The organism is Actinomadura sp. NBRC 104425 (assembly GCF_030269545.1).
Lineage (GTDB): Bacteria > Actinomycetota > Actinomycetes > Streptosporangiales > Streptosporangiaceae > Spirillospora > Spirillospora keratinilytica.
On sequence record NZ_BSTN01000021.1, the window covers coordinates 69178 to 88494 of the forward strand.

Annotated in this window: 14 protein-coding genes, 1 tRNA gene and 1 pseudogene; 11 read left to right on the plus strand and 5 right to left on the minus strand. The window is 70.9% G+C overall.

The window, feature by feature from the left end:
• The first annotated feature begins 20 nt into the window (after positions 1-20).
• The 3 genes from QSK22_RS25560 (at position 21) to mscL (ending at position 1944) form a co-directional block, all read left to right on the plus strand.
• Complete coding sequence (locus QSK22_RS25560) at positions 21-854, plus strand: S-methyl-5'-thioadenosine phosphorylase (RefSeq protein ID WP_285496914.1); 834 nt, start codon at positions 21-23, stop codon at positions 852-854.
• Positions 851-1456 (plus strand): SAF domain-containing protein, encoded by a 606-nt coding sequence (locus QSK22_RS25565; protein WP_285496915.1) that lies wholly within the window; start codon positions 851-853, stop codon positions 1454-1456. Before QSK22_RS25560 ends, QSK22_RS25565 begins: the two co-directional genes overlap by 4 nt.
• Positions 1457-1545: 89 nt before the next feature.
• Positions 1546-1944, plus strand: a complete 399-nt coding sequence (gene mscL, locus QSK22_RS25570; RefSeq protein WP_285496916.1) for a large conductance mechanosensitive channel protein MscL — start codon at positions 1546-1548, stop codon at positions 1942-1944.
• A 680-nt stretch (positions 1945-2624) separates the two neighbouring features.
• Here the strand turns inward: mscL and QSK22_RS25575 are convergent.
• Positions 2625-3662, minus strand: coding sequence for a D-alanyl-D-alanine carboxypeptidase family protein (locus tag QSK22_RS25575; RefSeq protein ID WP_285496917.1), 1038 nt, complete (start codon positions 3660-3662; stop codon positions 2625-2627).
• A 660-nt stretch (positions 3663-4322) separates the two neighbouring features.
• Here QSK22_RS25575 and QSK22_RS25580 point away from each other — a divergent pair.
• Positions 4323-4395 (plus strand) — tRNA-Arg (locus QSK22_RS25580).
• 547 nt (positions 4396-4942) lie between these two features.
• Here the strand turns inward: QSK22_RS25580 and QSK22_RS33830 are convergent.
• The 3 genes and pseudogenes from QSK22_RS33830 to QSK22_RS25595 all read right to left on the minus strand — a co-directional run.
• A pseudogene (locus QSK22_RS33830) lies at positions 4943-5719 on the minus strand (recombinase family protein); the annotation flags it as partial.
• A 264-nt stretch (positions 5720-5983) separates the two neighbouring features.
• Complete coding sequence (locus QSK22_RS25590; RefSeq protein WP_285496919.1) at positions 5984-7171, minus strand: MFS transporter; 1188 nt, start codon at positions 7169-7171, stop codon at positions 5984-5986.
• Positions 7168-8070 carry an SDR family oxidoreductase gene (locus QSK22_RS25595; protein WP_285496920.1) on the minus strand — a complete coding sequence of 301 codons (903 nt, stop codon included), beginning with the start codon at positions 8068-8070 and terminating at the stop codon, positions 7168-7170. The genes QSK22_RS25590 and QSK22_RS25595 overlap by 4 nt, the downstream gene beginning before the upstream one ends.
• Positions 8071-8184: 114 nt before the next feature.
• Here QSK22_RS25595 and QSK22_RS25600 point away from each other — a divergent pair, with 114 nt between their 5' ends.
• The 7 genes from QSK22_RS25600 (at position 8185) to htpG (ending at position 18059) form a co-directional block, all read left to right on the plus strand.
• The gene (locus QSK22_RS25600; protein ID WP_285496921.1) at positions 8185-8787 is read left to right on the plus strand and encodes a TetR/AcrR family transcriptional regulator; all 603 of its coding nucleotides are present in this window, start codon (positions 8185-8187) and stop codon (positions 8785-8787) included.
• A gap of 1304 nt (positions 8788-10091) precedes the next feature.
• Positions 10092-10331: a hypothetical protein gene (locus tag QSK22_RS25605; protein WP_285496922.1), complete on the plus strand. Its 240-nt coding sequence runs from the start codon at positions 10092-10094 to the stop codon at positions 10329-10331.
• Positions 10332-10728: 397 nt separating this feature from the next.
• Positions 10729-11103, plus strand: a complete 375-nt coding sequence (locus QSK22_RS25610; protein WP_285496923.1) for an SCP2 sterol-binding domain-containing protein — start codon at positions 10729-10731, stop codon at positions 11101-11103.
• 22 nt (positions 11104-11125) lie between these two features.
• Positions 11126-11383 (plus strand): hypothetical protein, encoded by a 258-nt coding sequence (locus QSK22_RS25615; RefSeq protein WP_285496924.1) that lies wholly within the window; start codon positions 11126-11128, stop codon positions 11381-11383.
• 15 nt (positions 11384-11398) lie between these two features.
• Positions 11399-13468 (plus strand): hypothetical protein, encoded by a 2070-nt coding sequence (locus QSK22_RS25620; RefSeq protein ID WP_285496925.1) that lies wholly within the window; start codon positions 11399-11401, stop codon positions 13466-13468.
• An 863-nt stretch (positions 13469-14331) separates the two neighbouring features.
• A complete protein-coding gene (locus QSK22_RS25625; RefSeq protein WP_285496926.1) occupies positions 14332-15828 on the plus strand; it encodes a tryptophan 7-halogenase in 1497 nt (498 codons plus the stop codon).
• Between the two features lie 329 nt (positions 15829-16157).
• On the plus strand, positions 16158-18059 hold the full coding sequence (gene htpG / locus QSK22_RS25630; protein WP_285496927.1) for a molecular chaperone HtpG: 1902 nt from the start codon (positions 16158-16160) through the stop codon (positions 18057-18059).
• A 179-nt stretch (positions 18060-18238) separates the two neighbouring features.
• Here htpG and QSK22_RS25635 read toward each other — a convergent pair whose 3' ends face one another.
• Positions 18239-19306 carry an alpha-hydroxy acid oxidase gene (locus QSK22_RS25635; RefSeq protein WP_285496928.1) on the minus strand — a complete coding sequence of 356 codons (1068 nt, stop codon included), beginning with the start codon at positions 19304-19306 and terminating at the stop codon, positions 18239-18241.
• Positions 19307-19317: the final 11 nt, after the last annotated feature.

Consider the following 19317-nt stretch of genomic DNA (forward strand, 5'->3'; position numbering starts at 1 on the left):
CGATGGCTAGTGTCGGCGCCATGTCCACTGTTTCGCAGCCCTCCCCCTCCGAGCCCGCCGCCGAGATCGGGGTCATCGGCGGCTCCGGCTTCTACTCCTTCCTCGACGACGTCGAGGAGGTCGACGTCGCCACCCCCTACGGGCCGCCCAGCGACCGCATCGCCCTCGGGGTGCTGGGCGGCCGCCGGGTCGCCTTCATCCCCCGGCACGGCCGCGACCACCGCTTCCCGCCGCACCGCATCCCCTACCGGGCCAACATGTGGGCGCTGCGCTCCCTCGGCGTGCGCCAGGTGGTGGCCCCCAGCGCGGTCGGCTCGCTGGTCGCCGAGCACGGCCCCGGCACGCTCGTCGTCCCCGACCAGCTCGTCGACCGCACATCCGGGCGAGCGCAGACGTACTACGACGAGGGCGCCGCCATCCACCTGTCGTTCGCCGACCCGTACTGCCCGGCGGGCCGCCGCACCGCCGTGGCGTCCGCCCGCGACACCGGCTGGGAGCCGGTCGACGGCGGCACCCTCGTCGTCATCGAGGGCCCGCGGTTCTCCACCCGCGCCGAGTCGCGGTGGTATGCGGCGCAGGGCTGGACGCTGGTGGGCATGACCGGCCACCCCGAGGCCGTCCTGGCCCGCGAGCTGGCGCTGTGCTACACGCCGCTGTGCCTGGTCACCGACCTGGACGCCGGAATCGAGGAGGGCGAGGGCGTGACGATGGAGGAGGTCCTGCGCGTCTTCGCCGCCAACATCGACAGGCTGCGCGTCCTGGTCGCCGAGGTGGTCCAGTCCCTGCCCGCGACCCGTGACTGCTTCTGCCCGAACGTCCTGGACGGCATGAAGCTGCCCCTGGAGCTGCCGTGAGGGCGGCGCGTCTGCGGCGGCTCCTGGCGGCGCTGTCGGCCGCGCTCGCCACCGGCCTGGCCGTGCTGGCGCTGCGCCCGTCCCCGGCCGCCACCGTCCGGGTGCTGGCCGCCGCCCGCGACCTGCCCTCCGGCACCGTCCTGGGCCCCCGCGACGTGCGCCCGCTATCGCTGCCGCCCGACGCGGTCCCCGCCGGGGCGTTACGCGAGAACGCCGTCGGCCGCACCCTCGCCGGCCCCATGCGCCGCGGCGAGCCGCTCACCGACGCCCGCCTGCTGACCGGCGGACTCCTGCGCGGCTACGGAGCCGGCACGGTCGCCACCCCCATCCGCATCGCGGACGCGGGGGTGGCCCGCCTCCTGCGGCCCGGCGACCGGATCGACGTGCTCGCCGCGCCGTCCCCCGGCACCCCGTTCTCCCGCACGGTGGTCTCCTCGGCCCCGGTGGTGGCGGTCCCCAGGCTCCGCTCCGACCAGGGAGCCCTGATCGTCCTGGCCACAGACCGCACCCAGGCCGCAGCGCTGGCGGCGGCGGGCTCCTCCCTCTCCGTGACCATCTCCGGCGCTCCGGCCGACCCGCCGCAGAACGATGCCCGCCGATGAACCGGACGGCCCCCTATACCGGCGGACCCGGGAGTTGATATTCTCGCTCCGCAATCTGATAACTACGGAACGTCACGAGTGAGGGCATCGTGAGCGGCTTCAAGAAGTTCCTCCTGCGCGGCAACCTCATCGAACTGGCGGTCGCGGTCGTCGTCGGCGCCGCGTTCAGCGCCCTGGTGACCGCCTTCGTGAACGCCTTCATCGGTCCGCTCATCGCCCTGCTCGGCGGCCAGCCCAACTTCAGCGGCCTGGCTTTCACGATCAGCGGCACCACGTTCCCCTACGGCGTCTTCATCACCGCCGTCATCTCCTTCCTGATCATCGCCGCGGTCGTGTACTTCCTGGTCGTCCTGCCCACCAGCAAGCTGCTAGAGCGGATGAACAGGGCCGAGAAGGCCGGCGAGCAGCAGTGCCCGCACTGCCTCAGCGACATCCCCCAGATGGCCACCCGCTGCAGGTTCTGCACCGCCGAACCGACCCCTGCTTGACCCTGCGTCCCCGGCTCTCCGATAAGCAGTCCGCACAGTCCTCCGAGCCGCTCGCCAACCTCCCGACGCCGGCCGCTTGCCACCCGCCCGCTCAACACCACGCGGACCGACGCACCACACGCCCTCACCGCGCCCGTGCCAACGCACCCATCACAACACCCGCGCCCCTCAAACCACACCGCCAGGGTGTGTCCGGTGGATCATGATGGGCCCGCAGCAGTGCGGTGACCAGGGCGATCCCGACCGCGTTGCTCCGTTGGCAGGCGGCCGCCGCACCGCCCGCTCGCACATGACGGCGGCGAAGCCGCAGACTCGCAAGCACGCAGCGGACGACCCGGCACATCGGCCGCGCAGCTCGGCGCTACACGGAACGAGGCGGTACATGTGCTTGCCGTCCCAACCCTGGAAAGCACCACCGGCCAGTCCTACGCCATCCGGGACCCGAGCCGTGCTGCCGGACGCGCTCAGGCAGCTGATGCGGCAGTCGGTGCTGACCACCCGGTTCTCGGTGGGGTCGGCCGACGCGCTGCGCCGCACCCGCGAGCTGCTGCAGCAGGGGGGCATCTTCGCCGCGGCGCGCCTGGGCACCCGGCGTCGTGGGTCTGGCGTGTCGGCCGTCCGGCGTCACCGGCAGCCCGCGCCGCCGTGGCCGGTGAGGTCGTACCAACGCGTCGGGGCGCTCAGTCGTCCCCTTCGGTGCCGTATTCCCAGTGCCATGGCTCGAAGGGATTGCTGTAGGCCCAGGCGGGGTGGAACCAGCCGTACTTCTTGGAGTTGGCCTCCATCCAGCGGAACTGCACAGAGCCCGCGATCTGCACGCCGCCGCAGAGGTCGACGGCCTGCCCGCGGCCGTGGTTGCTGGTGCCGGGGACGGCCGCGAACCCGGGTCGCTCCGCGTACACCCGCTGCTGGTCCGCCAGGCTGCGATAGGAGTCGGTCACGCAGATGTTGCGTCCGAACCGCCGCTTGTAGGCGTCGTTGAGCTTGTAGAAGGCCAACGCCGCGTCCGCCCGCAACTGCTCGCCCTTCTGCGGCAGCGGGCACAGGTAACGCGAGGGGATCAGCCCGTTGGGGAATTTGCGGGCTCCCGCGGCCAGATTCTTGGGACACATCGCCTGCAGGCGCTTGTCGCGCTCGGCCTGCATCTGGTCGAGCATCGCGGTGAGCTGCTTGGTGAGCTGCGCCGACCTGTCCCGCAGGCTCTGGACCTGCTGCTCCAGCTTGGTCTGCGCCACGGCGTTGCGCGACTGCAGCTCCTGCGCCGTCGAGGCCAGCCGCTGCCGCCGCTGCTGCAGGTCGTCCGCCTGCTGCACCAGCGCCTGCCGTCCCCCTGCGATGTAGGCCATGTCCGCGGTCGACCGCAGCCCCTCGCCGGCGTCCCCAGAGAAGATCGACATCGCGCCCCCGGCCCCCGGCTGCTGGTAGGAGGCGTTGGCCAGCCGGGCCACCGGCTGCCGGATCCGGTTGAGCTCGGCCTCGGCCGCCGCCAGGTCCTTGAGCGTGTCCCGCAGCTTGGCCTGCGACTTGGCCAGCTCCCTCTTGCGGTTCTCCATCTGGCGGGTGGCCTTCTGCAGTTCCGTGCGCGCCTTGTCCGCCTCACGGCGCAGCGATTCCACGGTGTCGCGCTGGCGGGTGGCGGCACCCGTGTGCGGTGCGCCGATGACAGCGAACATCACCAGGAAGACCGCGGTCAGCGCCGCCGACCGAGGAACTGGCACGTCGGGTTCCTCCTGATGCCTGAAGCGGAGAATAGCGGCAGGAACGCTACTACAGCTTCACCATGAACTGGGCGTAACCGAGGTCATCGAACGCGGTAACCGTTCCTTTGACACCATTCGCGCAGGAACGGGTTCTCCGACCAGCCCGGAGGACACACCCGCGGCCGCTCCCACTGGCGCCACCGATCCTGCCGGGTCGGTGAAGCGGTCGGCCGAGGCCGCGCCGACACGGTGGCCTTGGACGACGGCGTCGAACGCGACGTCCGCACAGGCCGCGGCGTGGACGCCGACTGCGGTGTGGACGTCGGCTGCGGCGGCACGTACTCCCCGACCGTCGGACCGACGGACACCGGCGCCGGCGCCACCCGCGCCTGTGCCGTAGCGGCGCTCTGCGGCTCGGTAGGCGGCGTGTCCCGGCGCATCCCCACCACTGCGATCACCGCGACGACCGCGATGACCCCACCGCCGACGAGAAGCCCTCTGCGTGGCCTCCGCCCCTCGGCGCCCTTCGCCGTTGGTCCACCACGATGCCGTCCCGTCACGGCACCGAAGCGTACCGCCGGCGCCGGATCCGGCCTAGGGGACACCGTTCAAGGGGAAGCGATCGCTCGCCGCTTCCCCTACCCTGTAGGTGCCGTCCGCTAGGCTCTAGCGAGACAGGCCTCCGTAGCTCAGGGGATAGAGCACCGCTCTCCTAAAGCGGGTGTCGCAGGTTCGAATCCTGCCGGGGGCACCGATCCCGACAGTTCGCGAAGCTTCTCAGCGCCTACGTCAAAGTAGGCGCTGGGAAAGCGGAACACCGGCTGGACGTGGTGCCGTCCGGTGACGTGGACTTCGTGGACGAGCGACTGGATGAGCGCCTTGCGGGCGGCGGGTGCGCCGTGGTCGACGGCCTCTCGGATGCGGTCTCGTACCTTCGCAAGGTCGTTCTCGGTCGGCGTCTGCGGAACGTCGGCGAGGGCGTCGAGGATTTCGATCTTGCGTTCGCGGAGCTGAGCGACTTTGTCCGCGAGTTCGCGTACGCGGTGCCCGCAGGTGTCTTCGGGCAGGGTCTTGGCCTCGAAGGCATGCAGGTAGCGCTCGATGCCGGCCTCGGCGTCGGTGATCTCTGTTTCCACGACCTGGAGCTCTTTCTGGTCGATCTGTTGTCGTTCGGCGCGGCGTTCGGCCACTGCGGCGACGGCCTTCTCGAACAGGCCGACGTTTTGGTAGGTGGCCGGCAGCGCTTCGATGACGGCTTGGTCGAGTTGCTCGGCGGGCAGCTGTTCGGCGTTGCAGCTGTGGATGCCGTACCTGTTGCGGGAGTAGCAGGTGCAGTACCGGTAGGTGTACTTGTTGCCGGTGGCGGCGGTGCCCAGATAGTGCGTGCAGATGACCCGGCCGGTGAGCATGTAGTCCGAGGCGTTCGAGGCCCGCTTGTTGTGGTCCTCGCCACGGGCGACGAGGATCTCCTGGGCGGCCATGAAGACCTCCCGGTCGACCAGGGCGGTGTGCGGCGCGCTGTCGTAGTGGTCGCGGAAATAGACCTCGCCGAGGTAGACCCGGTTGCGCAGCACGGTCAGGACCGCGTCCCGGCTCCAAGGCATGCCGTTCTTGGTGCGGTGGCCGCGCTTGTTGAGCAGGTTGGCGATGGTCTTGGCGCCGACGTGCTGGTGGGCGTAGCGGTCCAAGTTCAGGGTTTGGACAGGGCCGGCCACCCGCCACGGCAAGCCCCCCGAACTCCACCTCCGCGCATCCACCATCTGGCTACGCAACCTGCCGCCTCTCCCACGATCCGAACTACGAACACGGCCTCGTATGCGGGCATGGCGTTCGCGGAAGTTCTGCTCGCCGCCGGCATGGTTCTCGGCAGCCTTGGCGTGTTGATCGAGGCGCTGCGCCGGCGGCGTTCGCAACCGGCATCGGCACCGGGCATGCCGGTGCCGCCCGAGGCGCTGGATCGGGCGCGCCTCCTGCTGAGCAAAGGCCGCCTGATCGAGGCGGTCAAGAAGGTACGGAAGGCCACCAGCCTGGGCCTTGTCGAGGCCAAACAGGTCGTGGACGCCCTGCGTGGCCATCAGGTGCCCTGACGCCTCACCGCCTCTCGTATGCGCGAACCCCGGTCCGATGCGGTCCTGGCATGGCGCGACCGGTCGGCGTGGCTCTCGCGCGCCGACCCGGCGGCACCTCGTGCTGTCTGCTGATCGGTTCGGTCGGTTGTTCCGCGGAGGTCTTCTGCCTGTGGGAGCGTCTCGCCGCTCTCGTGCTCGCGGGCCTGCCGGGTCGCCTCCGGGTACGTCTCTCGTTTGGCGTGCATGGGCGGCGCCCCCAGGCTTGCGCGGTCACTTTCGCTCCGGAACGATCGTGACCCCGATGGCGAGGCTGAGTGCGCCGATGATGGCGGCGGTGATGGTGGGGGCGGCGTCGCCGCCGGTGGCGAGTGCGAACCCGCCGATGCCGGCGCCGAGAGCGCTGGCGATGTAGATCGCGGATCCGTTGAGTCCGATGGCGACGGGGGCGAGTGTAGGCACGGTCGCGAACAGCCGGTGTTGCTGGGGGACGATGGTGAGGCCGACGGCGAGGCCGAGTGCGGCCATGGTGAGGGTCGCGGCACCGTCGAGGGTGCGGGTGAGGGTCAGGGCCGCGGTGACGATGGTGACGCCGCACGCGCCGAGCAGCAGTGTGGTCCGTGCGCTTTGGCGGCGGACGAGCCGGGGCACGAGGGCTGTTCCGGTGACCTGGCCGGCGCCGTAGGTGAGCATGGCCACGACGATCCGGGCTCCGGAGCTGTGCATGATCGCGGGTAGGTAGGCGATGACGAGGAAGCCCGGGGTCATGACGGTCACGGTGCCGGTCAGGATGCCGAGCACTCGGGTGTCGGTCAGGGCCCTGCCGCGCTGTCGCAGGCTGAGACGGGGGGCGTGGGCCGGGGGCAGGAGGCGGATGGCGAGAGTGGAGACGGTGGCGAGGGCGACGAGGACCCACATCGCGGTGCGCCAGCCCCAGGTCTGGCCTACGAGGATGCCGAAGGGCAGGCCAGCGACCAGGGCGACGGAGCTGCCGCCGGCGACGGTGGCCAGCGATCGGGCGCGGTGTTCGTCGTCGCTGAGGATGCCGGCGGTGCCGTAGGCGGTGGCCTGGTATGCGGCCGCTCCGAGCGCGGCGAGGACGCGGCCGGCGGCGACGGCGGCGAAGGTGGGTCCGGTGGCCTGCATGATCACGCCGGCGATGAACACGGCCATTCCGGTCGCGAGGAGGATGCGGCGGTCCCAGTTGCCGGTGAGTGCCGCGATGACCGGTGAGCCGATGGAGTAGACGAGCGCGAACAGGGTCGTGAGCTGGCCGGCGGTGCTGGCCGAGACGTGCAGGGAATGCGCGACCTGCGGCAGCAGCCCGGACAGGACGAAACCGTCCACGCCGAGGGTGAAGGTACCGATCGACAGGACCAACAGGGCGACGGTGCGCAACGCGCCCGTGGCCGCTGGACGGGGTGTCGTCGTGGTGGGCGGCTGCGTGCGCGCGGTGTTCATCGCTGCGCCTCCGTGAAGAACCGGCCGTGTGCGAGGTCGTCGAGCAGGCCCGGGCCGGACGGCTGCCAGCCGAGCAGGCGGCGGGTGGCGATGCTGGATGCGGGGGCGTCTGTCCCGACCACACTCGACAGCCGACCGAAGTGCGCCTCGGCCTGGTCGGCGGGCACTGAACGCACCGGGATGCCGAGCCGGCCGCCGATGAACTCGGCGATCGCCCGCAACCGGACTCCATCTTCACCGACGGCGTGCAGGACCGACCCGGCCGGCGCGCTGTCCATCGCCAGCCGGAACAGCCGAGCCGCGTCCTGTCGGTGCACGGTCGGCCAGCGCTGCGAGCCGTCCCCGACGTAAGCCGAGATGCCTGTCCTTTCGGCGGTGTCAATGAGCGCGCCGACGAAGCCGCGCCTGACCTGGTCGTGCACCGATGGCGCGAGGCGCACCACCGACACGCGCACGCCGCGGTCGGCCAACGCCAAGGCGGTCTGTTCCGCTCCGGCGCGTGCGGCGCCTGGCGAAGCGGGATCGGGCGGGTCGGCCTCGGTGCCCACCCGGCCCGGTGCCAGCAGGAGCGTTCCCGACGTGACGACGAAGGGCCGCCCCGAACCGGCCAGCACGTCGCCGATCGCCGCTATCGCGCGCCGGTCGGCGCCCGCCGCTTGGTCGTAGGGCTCGCCGTGCTGAAACGCCAGGTGGATCACCCCGTCGGCGGCCTTCGCGGCCGCGCGCAGGCTGTCTGGATCGTCCAGGTCCCCGGGGTGGACGTCGGCCCTCTGCGCGGTCAGTCGTTCGGCCGACTGCGGCGAGCGGGCCAGCGCCACCACGTGGTGGCCGGCATCGAGCAACTGGGTGACCACGGCTGCGCCGATGAACCCCGATGCGCCCGTAACGAATACCTGCATGACGAGTACCTCCCGGCTGAAGCGTCGTACGGCGCGGACGACTTCCGTGCAAGCGTTTCAGAACTCACGATACGACTTCTTGAATGAACGTTCAAGAAGTCGTATCGTGGGCACATGGCCCGCACCGGTCGACCCCGCGCCTTCGACGAACACCAAGCCCTCACCCGCGCCCGCGACCTGTTCTGGTCACGCGGATACGCCGCGACATCGGTACAAGACCTGGTCGATGAGCTGAAGGTCCAGCGCGGCAGCCTCTATGCGGCATTCGGCGACAAGCGCAACCTGTATCTCAAGGCGGTCGCGCTCTACGCACAGGAGAACCGGGAGCGACTCGAAGCGATGCTCGGCGCCGGCCCGGTCCTGCCCGTGCTGCGTCGCATGCTCACCGAGCCCGCCTCACTGACCGGCGCGCAGGAGGGGGTGGAGCGGCGCCGCGGCTGCCTGGTCGGCAACACCACCGCCGAATTGCTTCCCCGCGACGAGCAGGCCGGCACGCTCGTGGCCGCGGCGTTCGAGGCATTCATCCAGACCGTGGCCGCCGCGCTCAGGCGCGGCCAGGAAACAGGAGAGATCGCCACCACGGCCACGCCCGAAGCCCAGGCGCACATGCTACTGATGCTCTTCCAAGGCGCAGCTTTGGTCTCCCGCGCCCAGCCCGCCCACGATCAGTTCGTCGCCGGCATCGACGCGGCACTCGACGCTTTGCGAGAACACTGATCGAGCCCCACAGGCCGTCACATCCGATCCGCCGCTGTGGTTTCCTGCAACTGGGGTATCGGAGGGTTGCGAGTCTCGAAAATGGACTTGCCTGCAGCGGCGCCGCGGTCCAAGAGGTCTCTCCATACTCCAGGACCAGCGTGCGCATGTGCTTGTACGACAACATCGCCGCGATCCCCGCGAGCACCACAACACTGGTGGTCGTCGCCCAGCGGATCGCCAGATCCCGCAGCCGCATCACCACTCACCACCCCCGACACCGTCAAGGCCGGCCCTCCCGGGCTGGTCACCGTTGTCGGCCAGCGAGGATGGAGGGGCTGCGCCCCCCGATCCGGTGCCGTTACCTGCGCGTTTCTGGCTGCGGTAGCCGTCCCGGCGGATCTTGGCGTGGACCGGGGCTACCTGCACCACCGGCCCCTCGATCAGGGGCGAAAGGTTCTTATTGTGTCGGGTTGGGTGCACCGCGGTGATCAGCAACAATAGGCCCTTACCAACACGAACGCCGGTCAGGGTCTTATTGTCCGAGCGTCGTTCGGCGCTCTTGAGCGACGCTGACCGACGCTTGGCGCTCCTGTTTCCCCCACTCTGATCATGGTTGCGTGTCGAGGTTGGCCCTGCCCGATCGGGAGGCGGCCGAGGATCTGCACCGCGGGACGCAGCCCGCGGTGAAATCCTCGGGCGTAGGCGCGCTGGGCCTCGGCCAGCCGGGGTGGCGGCGCATCCGGGCTGGTCGCCGACGGGGCCGTGGTCGGCAGGTCGAGGAGCCCGAGGAGCAGGTCACGGTCGCCCGGGGTCAGCGGCGCGGGGACGCGGCCGCCGGTCATCGCCGTGCACCGGTCGCGCCCGCGATCCGGGCGATCAGGCTTTCCAACGCCCGGCCGTAGGCGACGAACGCGTCCCGGTCGCCGGCACCGGACCCGCGATGCGGCCGCAGCGACACCGCCGTACCCGCTGCGCGGCAGCACCCCCAGGCACTCGACGACCCGGGCCTCGTCTTCGCCGGACGGGACGTAGACGACCTCGCCGCCGACGCCGACACGCGCGTCCTTCACGTGCACATGCACCACGTGGGACACGATCTCCCGGAGCATCGGCAGCGGCATATCCGTGCGCCACGCCGTTGCCGATGTCGAACAGAAGCCGCAGCGCCGGGCTGCCGATGCCGGTGACGAGGTCCAGCATCCGGTCGGCGCGGTCGCCCGCCCACCCGGTGCAGTTCGCCGGCATCGCCATTCGCACCGGCATCGCCCATCGGCGCCGCCGCCCTCGCGGCGGCCTCGCTCACCTCCGCCGCACCGGAGGGCGTGATCGTCGTTTTCCTGACCGAGGGCACCCAAGTCTCCTGGGCGGGAACCAGGCTGCGGAAGTACCCGGCGTGCCGGCCCCTGCCTCCGGGCGCGCACGTGGCCGCCGACCACAGCAACGGCACGCTGTTCTTCTACACGGACCCGTTCTGTGTTTCTCCGGTCCCACCGCCGTTCAAATTCATCCCTCCCGATTACAGCGCGCGCGTCTCCCCGAACGGCAGCTTCAGGGTCGGCTGACCGCACGCCGCGCTCCCACTGGCCGAGCTCCCACGGCAGGTCGGACGCCGACGACCGGCATCCCGGACGCACCGGCCGCCTCACCGCCGCCACCGGTCCGCCGTGCTCTCGAGCATCGGCGGCAGGAACACCACCAGGTCGAGGCCGACCCCAGGGCTGGTCAGTTGACGTTCGGCCATGTTGCGGCGGGTGTGGCGCCGGTGGTGGCCGGTCGTCGGTTATTGAAGGTTGCACTGAACGCGCGGGCAAACGATCAAAATGCCATTTGACCGCAAAGACTGGTCAATGCCTCCATTTGGCGCTCCACAGCCGTGCTTACGATGTGTCTAGCGGCAAGTCGGAATACACGTAGATTTCTTCAGGTGTACGTGAAGCTACGGGGGGGGCGAAGATGAACATGGCACCTGCATCCGGCGGCGGGCACGAGGCCGTACAGCGGTCGCTGGAGAACCTGGCGAGCAGGCTGGAGAAGACGCGGGGGCTGCGCGACGGACACGCGCTCCTGCACCTGGCCGGTGCAGGAGGGGGGACGTACGTGCTCTCCGCCGAGCGCGGTGAGGCGGCGGTCGCCACAAGCGAGGCCGGGGCCGCCCGCTCCGGCGAACCACCGGTGGTCGAGGTGATGGGAGACGCCGAGACCGTCCGGGCGATCCTGGACGGCGAGATCGACGCCCGCGAGCGCTTCCTGCAGGGAGGCCTGCGGGTACGCGGCGACCTCCGCTACCTCAGCGACGTCGCCCTCGAACTCGGGCTGCTTCGGCACCCGCTGTGAGCCGCACGAAAGGAGCACTGTCATGGCCGACACGGTCGCGACGGTCGGCCTGGTCCAGCGGGTCGCCGCGTCCACCGACTTCACCTGCGCATGGATCGGGCCCACGCCCACCGACGCCGAGCTGCTCATCGTGACCCACGACGGCACGGCGCCCGACATCGCACTGGCCGCCAGCCTCACCCAGATGCTGTCCGGCGCGGCCACCAACTACCGGGAGGTCCGGGCCCTGCACGCCAGTGACGACGCCAAGATCCTCACACTCCAGATCGATCCGGTGTAGCCGAAGGAGAAGGCCATGGCCGAGACGCAGGGCTTCGTCCAACGGTTCACCTGGCTGTCGGGACCGATGGGCTGCGCGTGGGTCGGCGCCGACGAGGCGCATGCCGAGCTGCTGACCCTGGCGCCCCCGGAGTCCGGCGACAGCGGGATGGGGGACGCGCTGGTCGAGGCGGCCCTGGGCGGCTGGCAGGTCCATGTGCTCCATGACGACGACTCCGCAAGGATCACGGGGGTGCGGCTGCCCGCACCCGACGTCGTCGCTCAGCCGCTGCAGATGGACGCGATGGAGGTGACTCAAGCGATCCAGGACCTGTCCCACTCCGTACCGCTCATCGCGCGCAAACGCACGGTCGTGCGCGTCTACCTGAGCTACTACGGCACCACGCCGGTCACGGTCTCGGGCGAACTGGCGGTGCGGCACCCGTCCAACGGCACAGAGGAGATCCTGCTGTCGGAGAACACGGCGACGCTGAACCCGGCGGACGCCGGCAACGTCGCGCTCGCCCGCTCGGACGCGTCCCGGACACTGAACTTCGTGCTGCAGGGCGCCGATGTTCCGCCCGGACGGCTGACGCTGCGGGTCAACCGGGTGACCGACGCGCTGAACGGGGCGAGCCTGTCCGTCGGCGGCGAGCGGCGGCCGGTCCTCTTCTTCCACCAGGGCGCGCCGCTCCGGGTGAGAGTGATCGGCTTCACCTACCAGTGGGGCACCCCGCCGACCACGATCGCGCCGACCGACCGCGACTTCCGCCTGCTGCTGTCCTGGTTGGGACGGGCGTACCCGGTGGCGGAGGTCCAAGGCAGCCAGGGCATCGTCGCGGCCACGGCGGATCCGCCGTTCGGCTGCGGCGCCATCAACGCCCAGCTGGCCGCGATCCGCGCCGTGGACGTCAACGCGGGCACCGACGCGCGCACCCACTACTACGGGCTGGTCGGCGACGCGGGCTTCTTCATGCGGGGATGCGCTGCCGGGATCCCGAGCGCGCCCGCCCCCGAAACCGTGGCCAGCGGGCCGACCGGGCCGAACAGCTGGGGCTGGGACTTCGACGGGTCGTACGGCGACTGGTACGGAGGCCACGAGATCGGGCACACGCTGGGCAGGCTGCATCCGGGGTTCTGCGGTGAGTCGCAGGACGACCTGAACCACTACCCGTTCCCCGCGGGGCAACTGTCGGCGACCGATGACGGGTTCGCCGGGTTCGACGTCGGCGACCCCGCCAACGCCCTGCCGCTGCGAGCGCTGCCGGGACCCCAGTGGCACGACTGCATGACCTACTGCGACCGCCAGTGGCTGTCGGTCTACACCTACCTGGGGATCCTTGAGCGCCTTCGTCAGGAGGACGCGCTGCCCTCCGGGGCCGGACGGGCCCGGACTCCGCGGGTCGCCGCCGCGGGCGGTGGCGGCCGGCCCGACCAGCGGCGCTTCCCCGACACGCGACGGACCGGACCCGCGCCCGGGCCGCGGGCGGAGGAGGCGGGCGGGCCGGAACCGGAGGAGGCGGCGACCAGCGTCGTCGCCCGGGTCGACCTGACCGGACGACGCGGGACGATCTCCCACGTCAACGCGGTGCCGAACCTGGCGCCCACCCCGCCGTCCGAAGGGGCCGAAGCCACCGTGCGGGTGGTCGATCCGGATGGCCGGTCGCTCATGGACCTTCCGGTGCCCGTCAAGCTGGACTCCGAGCTGGGCGCGGGCGACAACCGCACCGGGCTCGTCGACGCCGTCGTCGCCGTCCCGCCCGGTGCCGCAGCGATCGAGCTGCTGCTCGGCGACCAGGTGGTGGACACCTTCCGGCTGGGCGGCCCGCCGCCGCGGATCGGGTCGGTGCGGGTGCTGCCGGCGGACGACGGGGTCCGGGTCGCGGTGGATCTCGACCGGCCGGCCGAGGCGGGCCAGACGTTCGCGCTCCAGGTCAGCGAGGACGGCGGCGCCACCTGGCAGACCGTGGGCGTGTCGCTCGACCGGCCGCCCTTCCACCTGCCGCAGCCCGGACCGGCCGCCCGCGGCGAGCTCCTCTTCAAAGTGATCGCGACGAACGGCGTCAGCACGTCCGAGGCCGTCAGCGCCCCCACCCGGTTGCGGTGACCGGCGCCGGCGTCAACCGTCGCCTCATCGGGGGCCGGGGCAGGCGACCGCTTGTGGACGTGGAGCTGTCAGACCTTGTCGACCGCCCGGTCTGCTGTGGGTGTCGACGAGGTGGGGGAAGCTGGTCGAGCTGTTGGGCGTCCGCCTCGGCGTGCTGATCGCCCAGGGTTGCAGCGCCGCTGCGGGCGTATCGGTCACCCCCGGCCGCGCCACCGCGGTCGACCGGTTGCGGACGCTTCAAATGCCCGAGAAATCCGCGGCCGGGGATGGGCACCGGCCACCTCGGCGTACGGGTGGGGTGACGCCGTCGTCGGTGAACGCGATCGACCGGACCTGTGGGCCTGGTCGGGGGCGGTGCGGGAGATGTGCTTCCGGTCGGCGGGCATGCGGGTTATCCCGGTCGGCTGCATTGCTGCCGTACCGGACCGGGGCGCGCGTATATGACCGCTCCATGCGCGGGTTGTGGAAAGCATGACGATTGGGCGGCGGTGCGTCAATGTCGCCGGTGTTCAACTGAGGCGGCCGCGCGGTTGGACAACGGCGGAGTGATTCTTGCGTCCTGAGCCCGGCCGTATTAGTCCGGAGACCGGGGAATGCGGGGCCACGATCGGAACCGGCCGCCTGTGCCGTGTCCGATCCGCGACGTCCGGTGCGCGCGGCCGGCGGCCGAGTCTGTCGCTGTATGCCGGGAACCAGCTCTCAGACCAGGCGCGACCTGCGGGGAGGCCGAGGAGCCGGCGCACGGGCACGGCCCGTCGAAGACCGGGTGCGGCGGCCCACCATGGACAGTACTCCGGGTGGCGGACAGGGGCGCAACAGAGCATGCTTTCCCCAGCGAGAACCCCAACCGAAAGGCGACGGGAATGAGCACCGGCAACCATGAGGAATTCGATGTCGTCGTCGTTGGGGGCGGGCCCGGCGGCTCGACACTGGCGGCGCTGGTGGCGATGCGGGGACACCGCGTCCTGATCCTGGAGAAGGAGTCGTTCCCGCGTTACCAGATCGGTGAATCCCTGTTACCGGCGACGGTGCACGGGATCTGCCGCCTCAGCGGCGCGGCGGACGATCTGGCCAAGGCCGGATTCATCCTCAAGCGCGGCGGCACCTTCCGCTGGGGGGCCAATCCCGACCCTTGGACGTTCGCGTTCTCGATCTCCCAGAAGACGGCGGGCAGCACCTCGTTCGCCTACCAGGTCGAGCGGATGAAGTTCGACAAGATCCTGCTCGACAACGCGCGCCGCAAAGGCGTGGACGTCCGCGAGCGCTGCCCGGTCACCAGCGTCATCGACGACGGCGACAAGGTGCGCGGCGTGACCTACACCGACGCCGACGGAAACGAGCACCGGGTGACGGCCCGGTACGTGGTCGACGCCTCCGGCCACACCAGCCGCATCTACAAGCACGTCGGCGGCACCCGCGAGTACTCGGAGTTCTTCCGCAGCCTGGCGCTGTTCGGATACTTCGAGGGCGGCAAGCGGCTCCCGGCGCCCAACTCGGGCAACATCCTGTGCGCGGCGTTCCCCAGCGGATGGTTCTGGTACATCCCGCTGAGCGACACGCTGACCAGCGTCGGCGCGGTGGTGCGCCGCGAGGACGCCGCGAAGATCCAGGGCGACCCCGACATCGCCCTGCGCAACCTCATCGACGAGTGTCCGCTGATCAAGGACTTCCTGTCCGACGCGACGCGGGTCACCACCGGCGAGTACGGCCGGCTGCGGGTGCGCAAGGACTACTCCTACAACAACACCCGGTTCTGGAAGCCGGGAATGGTGCTCATCGGCGACGCCGCCTGCTTCGTCGACCCGGTGTTCTCCTCGGGCGTGCACCTGGCGACCTACAGCGCGCTGCTGGCGGCCCGGTCCATCAACAGCGTCCTGGCCGGGTCGGTCGACGAGGAGGCCGCCTTCACCGAGTTCGAGCACCGGTACCGCCGCGAGTACGGCGTCTTCTACGAGTTCCTGATGTCCTTCTATGACATGCACGTCGACGAGAACTCCTACTTCTGGTCGGCGAAGAAGGTCACCAAGAACACCCGCGGCGAGCTGGAGTCGTTCATCGAGCTGGTCGCGGGCATCTCGGCGGACGAGTTCGACCTGAGCGACGCCGAGTCGGCCGCGCTGCGGCTGAAGCAGCGGTCGGCGGAGTTCGCCGACGCGGTCGACGAGGTCGTCCGCGACAACGAGCGCACGATGGCGCCGCTGTTCAAGTCGTCGGTGGTCAGCCATGCGATGGCGCAGGGATCGCAGGAGCAGACCCGGGCGCTGCTCGGCGCGGACGCCGACGCCGACACGCCGATCTTCAGCGGTGGGCTGGTGCCGTCCGAGGACGGCCTGCACTGGACGCGTCCTCAGGGCGGCTGACCAGCGGCCCGGCAGCAGAATCCGTGGAACGTCAGGCCCTCGCACGACGACACGCGAATGAGCGGCGTCGCCGTCCCGGGGGCCTGATGCGCGCGGCATGGGGAAACGGGTGGTTCCCCGCCCGGCTGGGACGGGGCCTTCCCGGGCGGTGGATGGCGCCGGGGTCGTGTCCCCCAGAAAATGGCTGCGTTGACCCGGTAAACCGGTAAATCTACAATTCCCCCGCGATCATCGGCTGGCGGGGTCCCGGCTGACTGGATCGCGGGCATACCGCGGCGGGGGACAACGCCGGCCGCCCCAACCGAACGAAACAAACGGCGAGGTGGCGGGTGACCTCACAGGCGAACGCAGAAACGTTCACCTTTCAGGCCGAGGTGACGCAGCTGCTGGACCTCATGGCCCATTCCCTCTACAGCAACAAGGAGATCTTCCTGCGCGAGCTGATCTCCAATGCGTCCGACGCGATCGACCGGTTGCGTTTCGAACGGCTGTCGCGGCCCGACCTGGGCGAGGACGACGATCCGCCGCGCATCCGAGTCGAATACGACAAGGACGCGCGCACGATCACCGTGGCCGACAACGGCATCGGGATGAGCCGGGCCGAAGTGATCGACAACATCGGCACCATCGCGCGGTCCGGCACCGCCGAGTTCCTGCGCGCGCTGAGCGGCGACCAGCGCGGCGACGCCGCCCTCATCGGGCAGTTCGGCGTCGGGTTCTACTCGGCGTTCGTCGTCGCCGACCGGGTGACGCTGACCACGCGGCGGGCCGGGGCCTCCGCCGAGGAGGGGGTCCGCTGGTCCTCCGACGGCAAGGGCGAGTACACCCTGGAGACCGTCGAGCGCGCGGAGCGGGGCACCACGATCGTGCTGCACCTGCGCGAGGGCGAAGAGGACCTGCTGAACGAGCACCGCCTGCGGTCGATCATCAAGAAGTACTCCGACCACATCAGCGTGCCGATCGTGCTGGGCGCGCAGGGCGGATCCGGGACGGACCAGGCCGGCGGGGAGAGCCCCGTCAACCAGGCGTCGGCGCTGTGGACGCGTCCCAAGAACGAGCTGGCCGAGCGCGACTACCACGACTTCTACCGGCACATCACCAACGACTTCTCCGACCCGCTCGCCTACCTGCACGCCAAGGTGGAGGGCCGGTACGAGTACACGCTGCTGCTCTACATCCCCTCCCACGCCCCGTACGACCTGTGGATGCCGCAGGCGCGCCAGGGCGTCCGGCTGCATGTCCAGCGGGTGTTCATCCTGGAGGACAACGGCCGGCTGCTGCCGAAGTACCTGCGCTTCGTGCGCGGCGTCATCGACTCCGCGGACCTGCCGCTGAACGTCTCCCGGGAGATGCTGCAGGGCAGCCGCGCCGTCGACCACATCCGCTCCACCGCGGTCAAGCGGGTGCTCCGCCTGCTGAAGGACATGGCCGACAACGAGCCGGACAAGTACGCCGAGTTCTGGAAGCAGTTCGGCAGCGTGCTGAAAGAGGGCATCGCCGACGACCCGGCCAACCGCGAGGACATCGCCGAGCTCCTGCGCTTCACCAGCACGCACTCCGCGACGCAGGAGCCGGACGTGTCGCTGCACGACTACGTGGGCCGCATGAAGGAGGGCCAGGACAAGATCTACTACCTGCTCGCCCCCACCCTGGCCGCCGCCACCGCCAGCCCGCACCTGGAGGCGTTCCGCAAGAAGGGCATCGAGGTGCTGCTGCTGAGCGAGGCCGTGGACAACTGGGTGGTGACCGGGCTGCTGCAGGAGTACGGCGGCAAGCGGCTGCAGTCGGTCGCGCAGGGCGTCCCGGACTTCGGCGACCTGGCCGACGAGGCGGAGAAGCAGGAGGCGGAGCAGGCAGCCGCCGACTACGCCGACCTGCTCGGCAAGCTGAAGGAGGCGCTGTCCGGGAAGGCGTGGGACGTGCGGGTGTCCAGCCGCCTCACCACGTCCCCCGCCTGCATCGTGGCCAACGAGGCCGACACCGAGCTGACGCTGGCGCGGCGGTTGCGCGGCTCCGGGCTGCCGAACCAACCGGTACTGGAGATCAATCCGCGGCATCCGCTGGTCGAACGGCTCAACCGCGATCTGGACGACCCGCGCCTGGCCGACTGGGCCCACGTCCTGTTCACCCAGGCTGTCCTCACCCTGGGGGCACGCGTGGACGACCCGTCCGACTTCGTCAACCGGCTCAACGGCCTGCTGGTGGACCTGACCGGCGGCGCCGGCGATTGATCCGAAGACGGCGCCACGACCGCGCGGTCGTGGCGCCGTCGCATCCGGCGGCTGCGCCATTCGGCCAGGTCGCGAAGCACGGTCGGCGCCGAGCCGGCGCAGCAGCCGGCCTCCGTCGTCGGCCGGCCAGAGCGATCAAGACCTGCTTGTGGCCGGCCGGGGCAAGGGGCGGCGGCGCATCACCACGGAGCGCGTGTCCGCACCAGGTCGGGCAGGATGTCGGCCAGTGAGCGGGTGCCGGTGAGGGTCATGGCGTCCTCGAGTTCCTCGAGGAGGATGTCGAGCACCCCGCCGACGCCGTCCTCGCCGTCGGCGGCCAGGCCGTGCAGGACGGGGCGGCCGACCAGTGCCGCGTCGGCGCCGAGGGCGAGGCAGGCCAGCACGTCGCGGCCGCGGCGGATGCCGCCGTCGATGAGGACGGGGCAGGCGCTGCGCACCGCCGCCGTGATCTCCGGCAGCGCCTCCAGCGTGGCGGGGACGCCGTCGAGCTGCCGGCCGCCGTGGTTGGAGACGATGATGCCGTCCACGCCGGCCTCCACCGCGCGCAGCGCGTCCGGCGCCGTCAGGATGCCCTTCACCAGGATCGGCAGCGAGCTGACCGAGCGCAGCCAAGGCACCGCGGACCAGTCCAGCGACGGGTCGAGTTCGGCGCGGGCGTGCGCGGCGGGCGAGGAGAACCCGCCGCCGTCGAGGTTGGCCGGGACGACGTGCGGCGGCAGCCGGAAGTCGTTGCGCACGTCGCGCAGGCGTCGGCCGAGCCGCGGGGCGTCGACCGTGAGGACCAGCGCCTCCACGCCCGCGCGCTCGGCGCGTTCGATCAGCCGCCGGGTGACCGACCGGTCGCGGAAGCAGTAGAGCTGGAGCCACAGCGGCGCCCCGTCGGCGGCCGCGGCCAGCTCTTCGCAGGCGCGCCCGGCGAACGTGCTGATGGTGACGGGTATGCCCCGGGCGGCGGCCGCCCGGACGGTGGCCAGTTCCCCGTCGGGGTGGGCCAGGGTGTGGAAGGCCATAGGGGCGACCCCGATCGGCGCCGCCCACGTCCGGCCGAGGATCTTGCAGGTGGTGTCCGGGCCGGCGGCGGGGCGCAGCACGGTGGGACGCAGCCGCACCCGGTCGAACGCCCGCTCGTTGGCCGCGAGGGTGTGCTCCTCGCCCGCGCCTCCCTCGAAGAAGTCCCAGACCGGCCGCTCCATCCGCCCCTGGGCCAGCCGCCGGTAGTCCTGCAGCGTCAAAGCGGGCGTCTCCATGCCGCCTCCTC

What these genes read in the sequence shown, in the direction of transcription:
- QSK22_RS25560 (WP_285496914.1), top strand. Translation starts at nt 21, where the DNA reads ATGTCCACTGTTTCGCAGCCCTCCCCCTCCGAGCCCGCCGCCGAGATC.
- QSK22_RS25590 (WP_285496919.1), bottom strand. Translation starts at nt 7,171, where the DNA reads ATGAACACCGCGCGCACGCAGCCGCCCACCACGACGACACCCCGTCCA.
- QSK22_RS25595 (WP_285496920.1), bottom strand. Translation starts at nt 8,070, where the DNA reads ATGCAGGTATTCGTTACGGGCGCATCGGGGTTCATCGGCGCAGCCGTG.
- QSK22_RS25600 (WP_285496921.1), top strand. Translation starts at nt 8,185, where the DNA reads ATGGCCCGCACCGGTCGACCCCGCGCCTTCGACGAACACCAAGCCCTC.
- QSK22_RS25610 (WP_285496923.1), top strand. Translation starts at nt 10,729, where the DNA reads ATGGCACCTGCATCCGGCGGCGGGCACGAGGCCGTACAGCGGTCGCTG.
- QSK22_RS25615 (WP_285496924.1), top strand. Translation starts at nt 11,126, where the DNA reads ATGGCCGACACGGTCGCGACGGTCGGCCTGGTCCAGCGGGTCGCCGCG.
- QSK22_RS25620 (WP_285496925.1), top strand. Translation starts at nt 11,399, where the DNA reads ATGGCCGAGACGCAGGGCTTCGTCCAACGGTTCACCTGGCTGTCGGGA.
- QSK22_RS25625 (WP_285496926.1), top strand. Translation starts at nt 14,332, where the DNA reads ATGAGCACCGGCAACCATGAGGAATTCGATGTCGTCGTCGTTGGGGGC.
- QSK22_RS25635 (WP_285496928.1), bottom strand. Translation starts at nt 19,306, where the DNA reads ATGGAGACGCCCGCTTTGACGCTGCAGGACTACCGGCGGCTGGCCCAG.